The sequence below is a fragment of the Lunatimonas lonarensis genome (genome assembly GCF_000390185.1).
Taxonomy (GTDB): Bacteria; Bacteroidota; Bacteroidia; order Cytophagales; family Cyclobacteriaceae; genus Lunatimonas; species Lunatimonas lonarensis.
Window position 1 is genome coordinate 71529 of sequence record NZ_AQHR01000044.1, and the last position, 17761, is coordinate 89289.

The 17761-nt window shown below is 47.5% G+C and carries 11 protein-coding genes; 6 read left to right on the plus strand and 5 right to left on the minus strand.

Features of this window, described 5'->3' with window-relative positions:
* Positions 1 to 135 precede the first annotated feature (135 nt).
* Complete coding sequence (locus ADIS_RS06880; protein ID WP_010853663.1) at positions 136 to 1734, plus strand: fibronectin type III domain-containing protein; 1599 nt, start codon at positions 136 to 138, stop codon at positions 1732 to 1734.
* 283 nt (positions 1735 to 2017) lie between these two features.
* Entirely contained in the window at positions 2018 to 2749 is a 732-nt protein-coding gene (locus ADIS_RS06885; protein WP_010853664.1) for a hypothetical protein, read from the plus strand.
* A gap of 596 nt (positions 2750 to 3345) precedes the next feature.
* Here ADIS_RS06885 and ADIS_RS06890 read toward each other — a convergent pair.
* The 4 genes from ADIS_RS06890 to ADIS_RS06905 form a co-directional block, all read right to left on the minus strand.
* Positions 3346 to 4761 (minus strand): sulfatase family protein, encoded by a 1416-nt coding sequence (locus ADIS_RS06890; RefSeq protein WP_081634881.1) that lies wholly within the window; start codon positions 4759 to 4761, stop codon positions 3346 to 3348.
* A 162-nt stretch (positions 4762 to 4923) separates the two neighbouring features.
* Complete coding sequence (locus ADIS_RS06895) at positions 4924 to 6627, minus strand: RagB/SusD family nutrient uptake outer membrane protein (protein ID WP_010853667.1); 1704 nt, start codon at positions 6625 to 6627, stop codon at positions 4924 to 4926.
* A 12-nt stretch (positions 6628 to 6639) separates the two neighbouring features.
* Positions 6640 to 9735 carry a SusC/RagA family TonB-linked outer membrane protein gene (locus ADIS_RS06900; RefSeq protein WP_010853668.1) on the minus strand — a complete coding sequence of 1032 codons (3096 nt, stop codon included), beginning with the start codon at positions 9733 to 9735 and terminating at the stop codon, positions 6640 to 6642.
* A 750-nt stretch (positions 9736 to 10485) separates the two neighbouring features.
* Positions 10486 to 11190 carry an L-ribulose-5-phosphate 4-epimerase gene (locus ADIS_RS06905; protein WP_010853670.1) on the minus strand — a complete coding sequence of 235 codons (705 nt, stop codon included), beginning with the start codon at positions 11188 to 11190 and terminating at the stop codon, positions 10486 to 10488.
* A 440-nt stretch (positions 11191 to 11630) separates the two neighbouring features.
* Between ADIS_RS06905 and ADIS_RS06910 the strand changes: the two genes are divergently transcribed.
* The 4 genes from ADIS_RS06910 (at position 11631) to ADIS_RS06925 (ending at position 15955) form a co-directional block, all read left to right on the plus strand.
* Entirely contained in the window at positions 11631 to 12380 is a 750-nt protein-coding gene (locus tag ADIS_RS06910) for an NUDIX hydrolase (RefSeq protein ID WP_010853671.1), read from the plus strand.
* 84 nt (positions 12381 to 12464) lie between these two features.
* Entirely contained in the window at positions 12465 to 13958 is a 1494-nt protein-coding gene (gene araA, locus ADIS_RS06915; RefSeq protein WP_010853672.1) for an L-arabinose isomerase, read from the plus strand.
* Between the two features lie 57 nt (positions 13959 to 14015).
* A complete protein-coding gene (locus ADIS_RS06920; RefSeq protein WP_051113281.1) occupies positions 14016 to 15032 on the plus strand; it encodes a hypothetical protein in 1017 nt (338 codons plus the stop codon).
* Positions 15029 to 15955, plus strand: a complete 927-nt coding sequence (locus tag ADIS_RS06925) for an NAD-dependent epimerase/dehydratase family protein (RefSeq protein WP_010853674.1) — start codon at positions 15029 to 15031, stop codon at positions 15953 to 15955. The genes ADIS_RS06920 and ADIS_RS06925 overlap by 4 nt, the downstream gene beginning before the upstream one ends.
* Here the strand turns inward: ADIS_RS06925 and ADIS_RS06930 are convergent.
* Positions 15952 to 17643 carry a potassium channel family protein gene (locus tag ADIS_RS06930; protein ID WP_035805009.1) on the minus strand — a complete coding sequence of 564 codons (1692 nt, stop codon included), beginning with the start codon at positions 17641 to 17643 and terminating at the stop codon, positions 15952 to 15954. The two genes, ADIS_RS06925 and ADIS_RS06930, sit on opposite strands and share 4 nt — an antisense overlap.
* Positions 17644 to 17761: the final 118 nt, after the last annotated feature.

Consider the following 17761-nt stretch of genomic DNA (forward strand, 5'->3'; position numbering starts at 1 on the left):
TAGAGGCGTAAGGGGTTCATCAAAATCAGCAGAACTCCCAAATCCTACAAGTTTTCACCCAAATCCGTTTCGGAAAACCCTTACTGAAGATATGGTCAGTTACAGTGGTATCAGCGTATATCCTAAAAAAACACAATGAAAATCACTACAGAAACCCAATTCAAGACCGCAGCCATCGCCCTCCTGATAGCATGTACCTTTACTCTGTCTGCCCCGTCAATCGGACAACAAGTTGTGGTGCAACCTTACCTGCAAAACGCGGGGCCAAATTCCATCCATGTGTTTTGGGAGACCGATTCCGAAAACGAGAGCCTCGTGGAATATGGAACAAGTGATAAGCTGGGCATGCGATCGGTAGGCCATACTACCCAAGTCGCTTATGAAAACTCAAAATTGCATCAGGTTTCACTGGGAGGGCTACGCAGCAACACCCGGTACTTTTACCGTGTAAAAACAGGAGGGTTTACATCTCCCATATACCAGTTTACAACTCCCCCAGACCCCAAAACAGATCCGCTCGTACCTTTTCGGCTAGTGGTGTTCAGCGACTCACAGATAGATGCCGGCTTACCTGACAAACTCGAAGAAACCGTAAACAATGGAATCCTGAATTATTTCAATACCGGCCCCGATACGCCGTTGAATAACGAGGTTGCCATGATTTTGGTAACCGGTGACTTGGTAGCCAGGGGAAAAATCTACGAACAATGGCCTCAGCATTTCTTCCGGCCAACGGCTCCTCTTTTCAACCATGTACCCGTTTACCCGGTTACAGGCAACCACGAAGACAATTCTGACTACTTTTTCAACTACTTTCGCCTGCCCCAAAATGGAAATGCCGCCTACGATGGCCATTGGTGGTATACGGACTATGCAAACGTCCGGGTTATTGGATTGGATTCGAACACACCCTATCGCATCAAAGACCAAATCGACTGGCTAACGGAGGTATTGGAAAAAACCTCCTCCGATCCACACATAGATTTTGTGTTTTTGCAGATCCATCACCCCTTCAAGACAGAGTTCTGGCTGGTGGGCGAATTGGAATATACCAAGCAGGTCATCGAGCTATTGGAGAAATTTACCGAAGTGTCGGGAAAACCCTCCGCCCATTTGTTCGGACACACCCATGCCTATTCCCGTGGGCAGTCCCGGGACTACCGGCATCTTTGGGTCAATGTGGCATCGGCCAGCGGGCGAATTGACTACTGGGGCGAATACGCACAGCGCAACTACGCGGAATTCAGCGTGTCACAGCCCGAGTATGGGTTTGTGGTCATCGAAGTAGATCCAAACAGGAACAACCCTTCCTTCACCCTCAAGCGCATCAGCCGGGGAAATGAATACACCCCAAAAGACAACGAATTGAGCGACCAGGTAACGGTCTGGAGATACGGGATCAGACCCGACCAGCCAAGTACCAAAGGCGTACTTGGAAATGGGGTGGACGGGCAGCTCATTTTAAAGGCCTCTGGCTTTGCCAGCAAGCGCTCCGGGGCCGTTCACTACGCTTCCCATTGGCAGATTGCCGCAACACCGGATTTCCACGAGATCCTTCACGAAAGTTGGAAACAAGCCGAAGACTACTTCTACAATGTAAACCAACAGGCCTGTGACAATCTCACGGATGAGCTGATCCTGCGGGTGCCTCCTGTTTCGGAACGCTACTTCCGGGTAAGGTACCGCGACCAACACCTAGAATGGAGCGACTGGTCCGAACCAGAAAAGTTTTAGCATAGACCAATGTCATTTCGTTCGCAGCGTCCAGAAAGACTTCTTCGTCGTCTTTTTGGATGCTTTTTTTACAGCTATTCCAAAAACGGATTGGATAAGGTGCCTTAGACTTACCTCTGTGGTCGACGACCTATTAGCATATATTAACACCGATATTTTTCACAAATGAATGGCAGGCTGTACCTTGGTCAGTCAAAGCCTTGTGGTGTAGAAAATGGGTCGTTGCATGTTTCATTTGACCTCAGAAGGAAGTTGCTTCCCACAGTAAACCCGTTGTTTGTCTATGAAATCCATTCTACTTTTTTCCTTACTATCCATCACTGCCTTTTCTGTTCAGGGCCAAGTGTTGACAGGGAATATCATAGATGTATTCGATCATTCCTACCTACAGGGATTAAAGGTGGAGAATATGCGGACCGCCGCAACTTTCACCAGTGGTCACTTAGGCTATTTCCGCTTAAAAGTGGAACCTGGGGATTCGGTGGTTTTTAGCAAAGAGGGCTATGTCACCCATGTTTTGATGGTTAAGGATACATCTCACCAATTGGTTTCCATGATCTTTGATGCCGTAGGACTGCCTGCTGTCAGTGTTTACGGCGAACGACCATCTATCTATATCCCGGGTGTCTCCCTTGACAAGGATCCGAACAGAAAACCAATGGGTCCGGGAACGATCCTGCCAGGCCACAGTGGGTCACTTACAGAGATGACGCCGGGCTTCACCATAGACGGCCCTATCTCTTATTTTTCCAAAAGAGAAAAAAACAAAAGACAGTACAAGCGGGCCTTGGAAAAAGCCGCTAGGCAAGCTCCCTATTTGGAGATCATTCGGTCAGATTCCATAAAGCGGGTTCTAATGGTCCGTTTCGAACTTAGCGAACCTGAACTGGACGAGTGGATCATCGGTTTCAATACATATCACCGTGAACACGAATTTTTGGATATGGACCACGAGACGGTTCTCGGACTGCTGTATGAATACCTAAACCAACATGCCATAAGGGGCTGGCAATAAAAAGCTGCTCGACAACGAAAGTCTTTTAGGTCATTCAAATAATACGCCCACAATTTGAGGATTGCCCGGGAGGCTTTGTTCATCTATTTCCCTGCCTGTACTGAGCAATGCTATGGGTAGTACCTTGAAAAATTGGGAGTGAAACTCCCTTCGCGGTATTGCCTCCTACAGGTGATGGTTATCGTCTACGGAGGCACCTTCCTTCTTCGGCTGACCAAACCTGAACAGTGCGAACAACTTTAGTACAATCGATAGACTGAAGAAAATAATCCATACGGCAACGCTAAGCTTCCCGTAGATCATCCCATGAAGCATGTATAACCATCCTAGAATGTAAGATCAACACCAATACCAGAAATTGAATTTTGTTCCGAAATCGAAAAATCAACCTAAGAAAACGTTTTATTCCCATAACTCAAAGAAGGCCCAACTCACTGAAAAAAAATTTCAGTGATAAAAAAAATATCCTTGTTACGAGATTTTATTAGGAGCGAATGGATTAATCCAGCATCAAAACGCAGCTCGGGTATGCCAGAACAAATTAAATCTGATAGTATCAGGTTTGTTACCCAACATATTGCAATCCCGTTCCCGTGTCAAGGGGTATCGAGACGTGATTCAAGATTTGTGGGTGCGGGCACTAGGTTACTACGGTGTATTTCGACCATCTCGGCTATCTCATCCAATATCTCCGGGTGCTTAGCGGCAAGGTCATATTGCTCTCCGGGGTCATGCTGTACCTGGTACAACTTAGGCTGATCCAAAACCTCCATTCGCTCGGGATAACCACGGGGATTGTTTTGGTAATAATGGGCCTTGTAAGCACCCTTTCTGGCACCAAAGAGCCGAGTTCCATGGTAAAAATACATTTCCTCGCGCGGGGATGGCAATCCTTCAATCAATGATCCACTCAAATCGTATCCATCGTAAACCCGGTCATCCGGCAAGACAATATCGGCAAGCGAGGCAACCGTAGGCAACAGATCCAAGGTACTGCCCATGCCCGTCACCATTCGTGGCTGTATCGTTCCCGGCCACCAGAAAATAGCCGGTCCCCGCACACCTCCCTCGTAACTGGTTCCTTTGGCTCCATAAAACAACCCTGCACTTCCGCCATGATCATCGTAAACTACCCAGGGGCCATTGTCTGAGGTAAATACCACCAGGGTATTTTCTGCCAGTCCGCTGGATCGCAGGTAATCTAATATCTGCCCCACGCCCCAATCAATTTCCTCCACCACATCCCCGTACAACCCGCGGTCACTGACTCCAACAAAATCCTCGGATACAAACAGGGGCACATGGGGCAGATTGTGCGCCAAATAGACAAAAAACGGCTGTTCCTTGTGCGAATCCATAAATGCAATGGCCTCTTCCGTATACCGCTTGGTGATGGTAGTCTGATCTGCCGGCCTTTCGATGATTTCTGTGTTGCGCATAAGGGGAACATTGAAGTAATCTATCTTGGCGTTCCAAAATCTTTCCTGCCTGTCAAGGTCATTGACCGCATCCATATCGTTGCTGTAGGGAATCCCAAAGTAGTAATCAAACCCATGACTGGTGGGAAGGAAAGACTCCAAATGGCCTAGATGCCATTTTCCTATTGCCGCCGTTGCGTATCCGGCTGGCTTTAGAATTCTGGCAATGGTGTTTTCGGTTTGGGGCAGACCTCCGGCGGAATTCGGGAACAGTACCCGGCGAACATCACTGCACATGCCGTTTCTTATGGGATATCTCCCGGTCAAAAGCGCCGCCCGGGAAGGCGTACATACGTTGGCAGCGGAATAAAAGTTGGTCCACTTTTGACCTTCAGCCACCATTTGGTCCAAATGCTTTGTTTTAATACTGGGATGGCCGTAGCTGGACAGGTCTCCATAGCCTAAATCATCTGCAAAAATAATTACCACGTTAGGTGGCCCCTTTTTGGATTGCTTCGATTGGGAGGTTGGATTCGAGCAAGAGGCAAAAAGCGCTAGAGCCAATAGGAAGGACAACCAACAATTAGTATACATATTACCAATGGTTTTTGAGTTTTTAACCTGAGTACTTTTAAAGGTACAAAAATCGCCCAGTAAAAAAACACATTGTAGGCTTGAATTGCTAGATTTGGCCAGCTATAATCGAAAAACCCCCGGGCCAAAGACCTGGGGGTTTTAAAATGCCTACGAATCAGCTTAACAATTTGCGCCGGGGTAACCACAGTTTTGGGGGTAACCACCGTCGGTACGGTCAATCTGCTCAAGTGGGATTGGCCGAAGAATATGAAACTCTTGGATATTCGGTCCTGCCTCCACATTATGAAGACGAACCCTCTCCACTAGCTTTTTGGTTCTAACTAGATCAAACCATCGATGGCCTTCTCCATCCAGTTCCCGTCCTCGCTCATCCAAAAGAAAGTCCAAGGTAGCCTGTGCAGGCGTGATTTCCATTTGGGATTCCATTCCCGGCCAAGCTGCCCTTCTACGGATTACATTAATATCCTCTGCGGCACCGGTAGTATTGCCCAGCATAATTCGAGCTTCGGCGCGAATGAGGTAGGCGTCTGCCAATCGCATCAGCGGATGATCGCGTTGACCCATTTCATGTTGCCTGTTGGGGCGGGTAGGATCGATCCATTTGTTAAGGGTGGGATACCAACGCTCATCGTACACATCGTCGGTGATGACCAAATACCGTGTTCTTGCTTTTCGCTCTGCCGTCCACTCGGCGTCCTTGCCCGGGCCTGGGATAAACACAGCCGTATCGCCCACTACAAACTTCCGTTCGCCGACAAGGTTGGAAGGAATATGGCCTGCTGCGGCATCCTGAGCTGTCCAACGCGGGATGTTTCCTGCATTATTCGAAATCCAAGCATGCTTATAGGTCTTATCATAGCGGGAATCGATGGCCCGGTTCCACAACCCTAGGTGGAAAGGGGTGGGCCGGAATCGCTTCCAAGGTCTACCATTCTCCGTATCCCTCGCCATGCCAGGCAACACATCGTATTCCATCAGAAAGTACAGGTGTCCCCGATGACCTTGTCCATCTATACGCTCATCGACTTGTGCCTTATTATTCTGGATACTCCAGATAATCTCGGCATTCCGCTGATTATTGATGTCCCAAAGAGCAGTGATATCTGCCAGTAGGCTAAAATTATAGTTGTTTATGACACTGCTCATCAATCTGTCCGCCTCCTGCGCATCTGCATTTCCCTGTCCATAGCTTTGGTAGGCTCGGGTCATGTACACCTTCGCCAACAAGAATTCTGCTGCCGGCTTGGTCGCCCTTCCGTAGTCAGATTGGGAGTTTGGTAGGTTGGCAATGGCAAACTGCAAATCGGGTATTATAGCTTCCGAATAAACCTGGGCAGCAGGAGTTCGGTTTGCGGTGATTTCAACCCCTTGGGTTTCCTCTAAGGTAAGGTGGATATCGCCATAAAATCTCACCAAGTTGAAATAATATAATGCCCTCAAAAACCGAACCTCCGCAAGACGCAGATTTTTATGCTGTTCGGATAGGCCCGGAATATTCTGCGATCGATTGATCGTCGCGTTGGCCTGATTGATACCTCGGTAAAAATCCCGCCAAGTATCTCGAACAAATGACTGCGCCGGATTCAATCCTCCATCGTACAAATTGAGCATTTTGTGACTTCCGTCCGCCCCATTGGTATGCACGTCTGTACCAAACACCGTCATGGAAAACCCACGCTCCGGCCCATAGAAAAACTTAGTCTCGGAATAGGTGGCATTCACGGCTGACTCAAACCCGGCAGCCGTGGTATAGAAGGAACCGGCAGAAACCCCGGTAATCATCTGTTCACTCAAGTAATCCTCGCAAGACGTATTCATCCAGGCAACTGCGGCCAATGCGAGGGTGCTTATGTATTTTTTCATGGTTGTCAAATGTTAGAATGAAACGTTGATACCCAATAAGAACTGTCTCGCCGAAGGCACTACGCCCGCGTTAAGTTCACCTGCAATTTCAGGATCCCAGGTATCAAAATTTGCCCAGAAGAGCGGATTTTGCGCCGTCGCATAGATACGTGCTCTGCTCATGAACATTTTGTTTGCAATAGGTGCGGGCAGATTGTAACCGAGGGTCACATTTCGAAGCTTCACAAAGCTGCCGTCAAAATAGGATCGGGTGGATCCATCCCGTGGAAACTCCTGATTCACATTCGGACGAGGGTTATCGTTGGTTGGGTTATCGATGGTCCAATAATCCACCAACAGGTTATTGTATCGCCCAAACAGCCCGCTGTTGCTGTCGTGGAAGCGGCTTCGAACCATATGCCCAACGCGATAGAAAAAGAACACGCTCAAATCAAAATTGCCTACCTGGAACCGATTGGTGATACCACCTACGAAATCTGGAACATCGGTACCCAATACGATACGGTCGGCGGGTGTGATTCTTCCGTCTCCGTCCTGATCCTTCAGCTTGATTTCGCCGGGCACTTTCTGATCCATCTGGCGCGCCAAATCCACCTCATCGGCCTGCCAAATTCCGATTTTCTCGTAATCGAAGAACACACGGATGGGCTGTCCAATAAACCATTGATTACCCACATCGGAGATGGAATTGCCGTTTTCGTCCTTGAAAACAAGATCCACGATTTCCTCTCTCCATCGGGAAATATTGAACTGAATATCCCAACGGAACTTAGGTGTATCGGTAGGTGTAGCATTGATGCTCAACTCCACGCCCCTAGATCGGGTTGCACCCACATTCTGAAGAATATTGTTGTAACCGGAAGTGAAAGGAAGATTTCTTGCCAGAAGAATATCGGTGGTATTGGTCACAAAATACTCGAATGAACCGGAAAGTTGGTTGTTAAACAAACCGAAATCCACCCCACCATTTACCGTGGAAGATATCTCCCATCCCAAGTCAGGGTTCGGAATCTGATTCAGGCCAAAACCCAAGGCTTGGGTTTCTCCAAATGCGTAGACTGTTCTGCGAAGTCTGCCCAATGTTTGATAAGGGTCTACGGAAGTATTACCCACGCGTCCGTACGATGCACGTAATTTTAGTTCCGTGATCGCATTCTGACCTTTCATAAAGTCCTCATCAATCACCCTCCATCCCATTGATGCCCCTGGAAAATAGGCCCACTGCCTTCCGGGAGCCAATCGGGAAGAGCCATCTGCTCTCAATGTCGCTTGGAAAAGGTATTTTCCCGCCAATTCGTAATTGACCCTACCCATGTAGGAGGCCAACGTCCATTCTTCAAGTCTACTGGCGACATTGTTCCTCACTTCCGCAGAGCCCAAATCGTAAAACATCTGGGTTTCGTACGGAAGGTTGGATACCTCGGTCAAATGCCTTTCAGACCTCAACCCCTGAATACTCTGAAGGGCCGTTGCCTGAAAACTGTGCAGGGTTCCGAACGTCTTGCTATAATTTAAGATGTTCTCAACGGTATATCCCATGTCAATTTCGTTTTCCAACGAAGCACTGGCCGGCCCCCCTCTGTTGGCGTTGGTTTGACTGGCCCGGAAATTACCAACCCTTCTAAACCGAATATCTGGACCGGCGTTGGTTGTAAACTTCAAACCATCCGTAATCGTTGCTTCCATATAAAAAGGAGCGAAAATTCGGGTAAATCGTCTCTCATCCATAAAGGCCCCTGGCACTAACTCAGACAAGGGATTGGTACGGATACCATCGTTTGTGGGAAGAAAACGGATGCTTCCGTCATCGTTAAATGGTACACCGAGGGGGTTGTTGGCGACGGCCTCTCCAAGGGCGGAGCCCGAACCCCAGTTCTGGATCACCGACGAGGCTGTAAAGGAAGTGCCCACTTTGAATACTTTGCTGATCTTATGATCCAGGTTTACCCTGGCAGTAACGCGCTGGTAATCCATGTTGTCCACGATTCCCTCCTCGTCAAAGTATCCCAGTGAGATATTGAACTGGGTGTTTTGGTTGCCGCCGTTTACACTGAATTGATGGTTGGTCTGGTAACCGGTTTTTAGGATAAGGTCCAACCAGTCGGTAGAACGTCCCATAGCCAAGGATTCCAGCTCGATAGGATCCAAAAACACAAACTCGTCATCGGGAATCACCCCATTCCATGCAGCTGCCCGGGTATTGGGATCCCATCTTCTAGATTCACGCTTCATCGCGGCGAACTCCTCTCCGTTCATCATACGTACTCGGGAAGTCGTGTTGGAAATCCCATAATAACCATCGTAGGAAACAGTTGTCTTATCTGTGCTGCCCCGCTTGGTGGTGATGATAACCACGCCGTTTGCACCCCTGGAACCATAAATTGCAGTGGCTGCGGCGTCTTTAAGCACCTCCATAGAGGTGATATCCTGCGGGTTGATGTCAAAGATCGCCGACCCTGCACTGGTCTGCGGGATTCCATCGATTACATACAGCGGCTCATTTGAGGCGGAAATGGATCTACGACCCCTGATTAAGATTTGGGGTGCCTGGCCGGGGCGTCCGCCCCCTGATACCACGTCTACACCTGCCACTTGGCCCTGAATAGCCTCTACAGCGGAGGCAACGGGGATTTCGCGAATGGAGCGTTCATCCAATGAAGCGATGGCTCCGGTGATGTTTCTCTTCTCCTGCGTACCATATCCTACCACAATTACCTCCTGTAGCGAAGACATGTCTTCTTCCAACACAATGTTAAGGGTTGTTTGGTTTCCAACCGAAACCCGGGTAGGCTTGTAGCCGATAAACGACACCACGAGGACGCCTCCATCCGGCACATCCAGCGAAAACTTGCCGTCGATATCAGTAGCTGTACCTGACCCGGTACCTTCTACTACCACAGTAGCACCTGGAATCGGCTCTCCATTTGAATCTTTTACCGTTCCGGTGACCCGTGCAAAGTCTGCCTTGTTCTCAAGGATAATAGGTGCGTCTGCGGCAGAAAAACCAGCAAACGCTGGTACATAGGACAACCCGGAGCAAATCAGCACTGAAAGTGCAAACTTGCTGTATTTGGGAATATCCGAAATTAAACGTAATGATTTTTTCATACATTTTGGGTTTTAACATAGTTAATTTACATTTTGGAGATAATGATAAGGATTTTGGACATACATCTCCAAGCATGTCGCTTCGTGTTTCATAGGCAACTTGAACGTTAAATGAATAGACTGTAATAGATAGATCGACTTATCCGTGTAAAACTTGCGCAATCGATTGCACAATTTTTACAAAAAACCGAAGCGTTGATTTCACAAACTCCGTTTTTTAAAGTGAACTTCTCTCATCTCTTATATGCTTTTCGAAATGTTGGAATTTTTTACATAAATAAAAAAGTTTTTTAAGTGTTTTTTTCACAGAAACAAAAAAACAATCATTTTATAAAATTTTCAGTCAATCATATGCAAAAACAAAAAATAAAATTCTGGTATGGGCGACCTCTCCTTCCTTACAAATACTAAAAAAGCCGACTATCCGAAAAAAGCACCTATCAATCCCTTTGGGGTACCGGAAGCCCGCCGTCCGATTCATTAAGAACATGTAGAAAAAAAAGAGAAATAGGACACCAAAAAAATTACTTGCCCTTTTTACTCCTTACGGATTATTAAAAAATCGCCCCTTTCCCTCCAGCCACATGCTATACAACTTGCCTCCCAACAAGATATAGAGAAATGAAAACCGTACACACAAACCTAGCAGAACGTGGTAGCCAACTACATTTCATATATAAAAATATACAGCTTGTTTACATTTAGACCCAAAGGCCGCAATAAAATAACGAATGATCCTCAAAGTCACAATCAACATCCTTGCCCGTAATAAGCACCGGAACCATGCTTTCGCTCATAGTGCTTTTGAATGAGTGCATCCTTTAGCCTAGGAGCATTGGGATTTATTTGTCGTGTCAAATAGGCCATTTTCGCTATTTCCTCCAGTACTCTACTGTTATATACAGCCTTCTCTGCGTCCTTGCCCCAAGTAAAAGGCCCGTGGTTTCCGATGAGCACCATTTCCATCTCCTGATACGAAAGTCCCTTCGTGTGGAAACAATCCAAAATCTGCTGTCCGGTATTATGCTCATAGTCACCTGCAATCAAGTGGTCTGCCATCGGGGGTGCACAGGGTATATCTTGGGTCATATGGTCTGCATGGGTTGTCCCAAAAACCGGAATGTCCTGCTGCGATTGGGCCCAGGCAACCGAGTACGTACTATGGGTATGACAGATACCACCTATATGCTCCCAATGCCGGTACAAAAACGCATGGGTTTTGGTATCGGAAGAGGGCCGGAGCGATCCCTCAACCACTTGACTGTCAAAATCAACAATCACTATGTCAGCCGGGCGTAGTGTTTCATAGGGTACACCACTCGGTTTGATCGCAAATACCCCCTGCTTCCTATCTACAACACTTACGTTGCCAAAAGTATAGACAACAAGATCCAATTTTGGTAACTCCATGTTTGCCGCGTAACAGGTTTCTTTTAAATTTTTAAATGATTCCATAAAGGTTTTTTATCTTAAATGTCATTTTTTACTTAATTTAGCCCTCGTAGGATCAGGCAAAGAAGCATTTTCAAAATGATTTGCCTGCTGCAAAATCGGATCATATCAAAAAAGCATCGTGTATTTTCCATCAGGCGAGTACACGCCACGCTACTGTTGATGGTTTGAAATGCGCTACGATCATCCCTAACCAAGCAGTCACTAGCCTTCTTCTATGCCTTTTCTTTTCCTAGGTTGGTAAAGATAGCTGGGTAAATGGAGAATTTAAAATGGGAAGTCCCCAATAGAAGGTATGCAGCCAAAAAATATCTTTGCATCCTTGAGGTCCAGAACCTGTCCCATCGCAGGTTACTTGGCTAAAAGATGGCCAAGAATGAAAAAAACGATAACCTATTAAATCCTTTCACTGAAACCATCAGAAAATTTAGTTAAAGACACGTATGATCGAGTATTCAAATCAAACCCGTATGCTGGTTTCCGTAGACTGTGTAGTCATCGGGTTTGACGGAGAAGATTACAAATTGCTCCTTATCCAAAGAGGTTTTGAACCCGAAAAGGACAAATGGAGTCTAATGGGCGGTTTTTTGCAACCCTCCGAGTCGTTGGATGAGGCCGCCCAACGGATCTTGTTTGAGTTGACCGGCCTTCGTAATGTGTACATGGAGCAACTCCATGCATTCAGCCATCCCAACAGAGATCCGGTAGAGCGGGTTATTGGCATGACCTATTTTGCATTAATTGACATCAAGCAATACGCCAAGCAGCTTTGCGATCATTTTCAGCCCAACTGGTTCAAAATGAAATCCTTGCCAGCACTGATTTTTGACCATCAAAACATGGTCGATTTGACATTAAAACAATTGAGGTACAAAGCAGCCCTGCATCCCATTCTTTTCGAACTGCTCCCCAAGAAATTTACCCTTCCGCAATTGCAGATTCTATACGAAGGACTCTACGATATCCCGATCGACAAGAGGAATTTTTCCAGGAAGGTATTGTCAACTGGCATCATCTCCAGAAAGCAGGAAAAAGACAAATCAAAATCAAAAAAGGGCGCCTACTTTTACACGTTAAACCAAGAGAGCTATCACGCCCAGTTTCAACGAGTGCTTAACTTTATACCCAAAAACGAAATACCCCCCAGCGTAGAGTCGGACCAAAAAGACCGTGCCGTCCTGCTAGAAGGATAAACAGCCAATACAAAATCAAAAGATAAATCCACTCATCAAGAAACAGTATCAAAAGACACCGTTAAAAGTGTCAAAAAAACAACTATGAGCCCAGCCGTCCAATCCGAACTCTGGTTTATTACAGGAAGCCAACACCTCTACGGTGCACAAACCCTTGCAGAAGTAAAAGATCACGCAATAAAACTTACGGAAGGTCTGCAAGCATCGCCACTGCTTTCGATCTCGGTTCGGTTTATTGCCGTGGTCACCGATACACCGGAAATCAAACGGGTACTTAATCAGGCAAACCAATCTCCTTCCTGCGTGGGGGTGATCACGTGGATGCACACGTTTTCTCCGGCCAAGATGTGGATCAATGGGCTAAAAATCCTTCAAAAGCCCTTATTACATCTACACACCCAGTTTAATCGGGATATTCCCTGGAGCAGCATCGACATGGATTTTATGAACCTAAACCAAAGTGCCCATGGAGACAGAGAGTTTGGGTTTATCACTTCCCGGATGAGGCTTCCCCGTAAGGTGGTGGTCGGCTACTGGCAATCCCCAGCTGTTCATAAAGAAATCGACGATTGGGCAAGGGCATGTGCCGGATGGAACGATTGGCAGGATGCAAAATTTGTCCGTTTCGGAGACAATATGCGGCAGGTAGCCGTAACCGAAGGGGATAAAGTGGAAGCGGAGATCCGATTCGGGTTTTCGGTGAATACCCATGGGGTAGGAGATTTGGTGGAAGCCATTTCTCAGGTCACCGAAGACGAAATTCAGGTATTACTCGAGGAATACGAAGAACGCTATACTTTAGCCCCGGAACTGGCACCCGGTGGAACATGGCGAAACTCACTATTGGAAGCTGCTCGAATCGAGTTGGGGCTGGAACAATTTCTGAAGGCGGGAAACTTCAATGGCTTCACCAATACGTTTGAGGACCTACATGGCATGCACCAGCTTCCCGGAATTGCCGTACAACGCCTCATGGCCAAAGGCTATGGGTACGCTGGGGAAGGAGACTGGAAAACAGCCGCGTTGGTTCGCGCCATGAAGGTAATGGGTAAGGGGCTCCCCGGTGCTAATGCATTCATGGAGGATTACACCTACCATTTTGATCCTGAAAACAGCTTGGTGCTGGGTTCCCACATGCTGGAGGTCGACGAAAGCTTGGCCTCTCACAAACCCTCCTTGGAAATACACCCACTGGGTATAGGCGGCAAGGCGGATCCTGTCCGACTGGTATTTAATGCAGCGGGCGGAAAGGGCCTCAATGCCTCCTTGGTGGATATGGGAAACCGATTCCGAATGGTGATCAATGAGGTTATAGCCGTAGATCCCGAAAACGAACTCCCAAAGCTTCCGGTAGCCCGCGTGCTTTGGAAACCGCTTCCCGACATGGAAACTGCTTGCAAAGCTTGGATTTTGGCGGGAGGTGCACACCACACCTGTTTCAGCTCTAACCTAAGCACAGAAATCTTGATGGACTTTGCTGAAATTGCGGGCGTAGAGGCGCTCGTCATAGACAAGGATACCCGAATCCGGGATTTCCGAAAGGAAATCCATTGGAACGACATGGCGTTCCGTAAATAATATCATTTTGCTTTCCGGGTCAGAACGCATATCTTACTGCTTTATATTCAGTCAAGTATGATGCATTCCTTCCATTTATTCAAACAACCCTACTGGATTGCCTGGTTATTGGTGCTGACCAGTTGGGTTGGCATTGCAAAAGCTCAAGATTTCCCATCCACAGAGATCCAAAGCGATGACCTTCGGGTCAGCCTGTATCTTCCCGATGCCTCAAAAGGATATTATAGAGGATCCCGATTTGATTGGTCTGGTGTCATCTCCCAACTTACTTTTCAGGGGCACACGTACTTCGGGCAGTGGTTTCAGCGGTATGACCCGTATCTGCACGACGCAATTTTAGGGCCAGTGGAAGCTTTTGACCCGATCGGATACGAGGAAGCAAAGTCCGGAGAAGAGTTTCTTAAAATCGGCATTGGGTGGATCCGGAAAATAGACGAACAGCCTTACCGCTTTACTGCTCCCTTTGAGATCACCGATCATGGAAAGTGGCGAATCAAAAAAACAAAAACAAGTGTCACACTCCGGCAGCGCCTTTCGGAAAAAAACGGCTACGGCTACCAATATACCAAGGTAGTGGAGCTGGTACAAGGTCAGCCAGAAATGAAATTGGTGCACCGACTGGAAAATACCGGCAAAAATCCCATCAAAACCCGCGTATACAATCACAATTTTTTTATGTTAGACAATCAGCCCATAGGCCCCGCTTACGAGGTCTCATTCCCATTTCGGCCGACGCTGATTTCAAATACCAAGGGAATGGGCACAGTCACCGAAATTTCCGGCAATAAAGTGGCATTTAAGGAGGCTATCCCACCAGGAGAAAGCGTCTATTTTGTGCTGGGAGGCTACTCGGAAGAAGCTTCGGATTACGACATCACCCTAACCAACCGAAAGAGCGGCTATGGAGTACGAATCACCAATGATCACCCCATCGTTTTCTTACCCTTTTGGGGAATACACACTACGCTATGTCCAGAACCCTACATGGATGTACACGTAATGCCCGGCGAAAGCCAAACCTGGACCACCACCTATTCTTTCTTTTCTACCCATTCGTCACTACAACAGCCATGAGCCAACCACTTTACCACACCATCTTGGGATCTACCGGAAATATCGGAAAAGCCCTGGCGATGGAACTCGCTAAAAATGCCCTCCCCCTCCGATTGGTCAGTAGAAACCCTTCGAAGGTCAACCCAAGCGATGAGGTGTTCACCGCCAATTTATTGGATGCGGAAGCAACTGATCGCGCTGTAGCTGGTTCAGATACGGCTTATTTGGTGGTAGGAATAACCTACAAAACCAACATTTGGGAAAAACAGTGGCCTGTCATCATGAGAAATGTCTTGGACGCATGTATTGCCCACGGCACCAAGTTGGTTTTTTTTGACAACATGTATGCGTATGATCCCGCGCATGTAGGGAAACTCACGGAGTCCAGTCCCATCAATCCGTCCAGTAGAAAAGGAATAGTTCGCGCCAAAATTGCCCAAGAGATGTTGGATGAAATCCGTTCCGGTAGACTAAAGGGAATGATCGTTCGCGCAGCCGATTTTTATGGGAAAGATGCCCGGTTTTGTATGTTGAACGAATCAGTCATCAACCGCATGAAAGCGGGCAAATCCGCGCAGTGGCTCTACCAAACCAATAAAAAGCACTCCTTCACCTATATCCCTGATGCTGCAAATGCCACCGCGTTTTTAGCCCAACACGATGCCGCCTACAACCAAGTTTGGCACTTACCCACAGACCGCAGATATCCCTCAGCGGAAGATATTGCAGCTATTTTAAGTGGATATCTGAGCATGGAGGCAACCATTCGGCGTATGCCACCCCTATTGATGACACTCTTATTGCCCTTTATACCCATTCTCTCCGAAATAAAAGAACTGAGTTACCAGCTTGAAAACAACTATTGCTTTGACTCTTCCAAAATTGAAAAGGCCTATGGTTTGAAGCCAACGCCTATCGAGGAAGGCTTGAAGGCGTGCCTTTAGTTTGAACCGTACCGTTCAAAAAACTTCTTTTCGGCCTCAACCGTACCTATCAGGATAATCTCGGCATCTTTTTGTAATACCATATCGGGTGCTGGATTTACATGGGTGATGCCCTCCGCCTTCACGGCAATAACGGTACAGCCTGTTTCCTTGCGTATACAGGATGCCGCTATGCTTCTTCCCTCCAGCGACTCCGGAACGGCCACTTCGATGAGGTCCAATCCCTCGGCCACCATCAGGATGCCACTCCGCTCCAACAGGTTAAAGATCGTGTTGGCCCCCATGGAGGCATATGACATGACAAAATCGGAACCTGCCCTATGCATGATTCCAATATTCCGCTCCAAATTTGACCTGGTGATTACCTGCACATCCGGGCGCAAAAGCCGGCAATAGATGGTCAGGTAAACATTGACATCATCGTCATGAGATGTGATGATGACACAGTGGGTTTCGTCAATGCCCGCTTCCTTCAGCACTTCCAACTCGGCAGCATCACCCAACACCACTCGCTCCTTTCCCCTCGCCCTCTCGGGATCCTTTTCGACAATTCTGTAATCCAGTCCCCTGGCAATCAGGTTACGACCCGTAGCACGCCCCACGCGCCCTCCCCCTATGATCAAAACAGGCGCCGCCATCACGGCCTTTACGCAAAAGGTCTGATTGTACGATTCTATCTGCTGGGCTGTCCCTGCCAAAACCAACACCGTACTGGAGGAAATCAGCGTATCTGGCTCAGCAGCTTGAAACTTACCCCGCTCCCATACACCCACCACACTCACACCAATGTCCTGCCGAAGCCTCGTTTCCCTTAATTTAAGTCCAACCAAGCTCGACCCGGTCACCAGCGCTTCGGCAATCTTCAATTCGTCAAACTCGCCAATTAGGTGGGCACCGGCATCGCCACCATTGGCTCTCCTTGATAAAAACAACCCCATTATTTCTCCCAGATGCAGCACATGATTACAGCCGGCCAATTTGAGTATATCATCGGAGGCTGAGTAACTACACGTTGCGATGATCTGAACTTCTTTGCTGATGCCCCTTACCGTAAATGCAACGTTGGTGTTTATGACATCAGATTCTGTGGTCGCCACCAATGCAGCCCTGCCTACCCTCGCCATCCGGTAGGTTTCCGGATCGCCCAAATCACCCAGCATCACATGAACCCCCAGGTCCCGTAACCGCAACCCCTCCTGAATATCTGCTACCAATACCACATACTCGTAGTTAAACTGTTTCAGCTTCTTGATTAGCACTTCGGCTATAGGCCCGTATTTCGTCAGAATAACATGACCGGAGATTCCCTCAGGCAGATCTCTAGGAACCTTCGCCAGCTCTTGGGCCTTCATCCAGGGAGAGTAAAAAAAATTGATGAAGGTAAAGGGAAAGAGAATAAGGAGAAAAAGCATGCCAGACACCAAAACGATCACAGAAAATAACCTGCCTGCATCGCCTTGGAAGGTGATATCACCAAACCCAAGCGTAGACATCACGGTGAGTGTCCAATAAAACCCGGTCACCAAAGAATACGTCTGCCCCTCTAACCCCATCAAATACCTGAATATCAGTGTGTAAATCAGAATGATCACTAATAGGACAATCAAAAACCGGAACAAGAGGAGCAAATTCTTTCTGTCCGGCTTGTTACGGAGAAAAATAAGCACTTGGGTGGTTAGCATTTTCATCGCTTAAATTTAACTAAAACCACGATTTTGTAAAAACCATATGAAAGAATCGCCTTGATAGTACACCCTACGGGATGGGTAATACGCAAAAAAACCCAAATTTCCCCCGGGCGGAAAT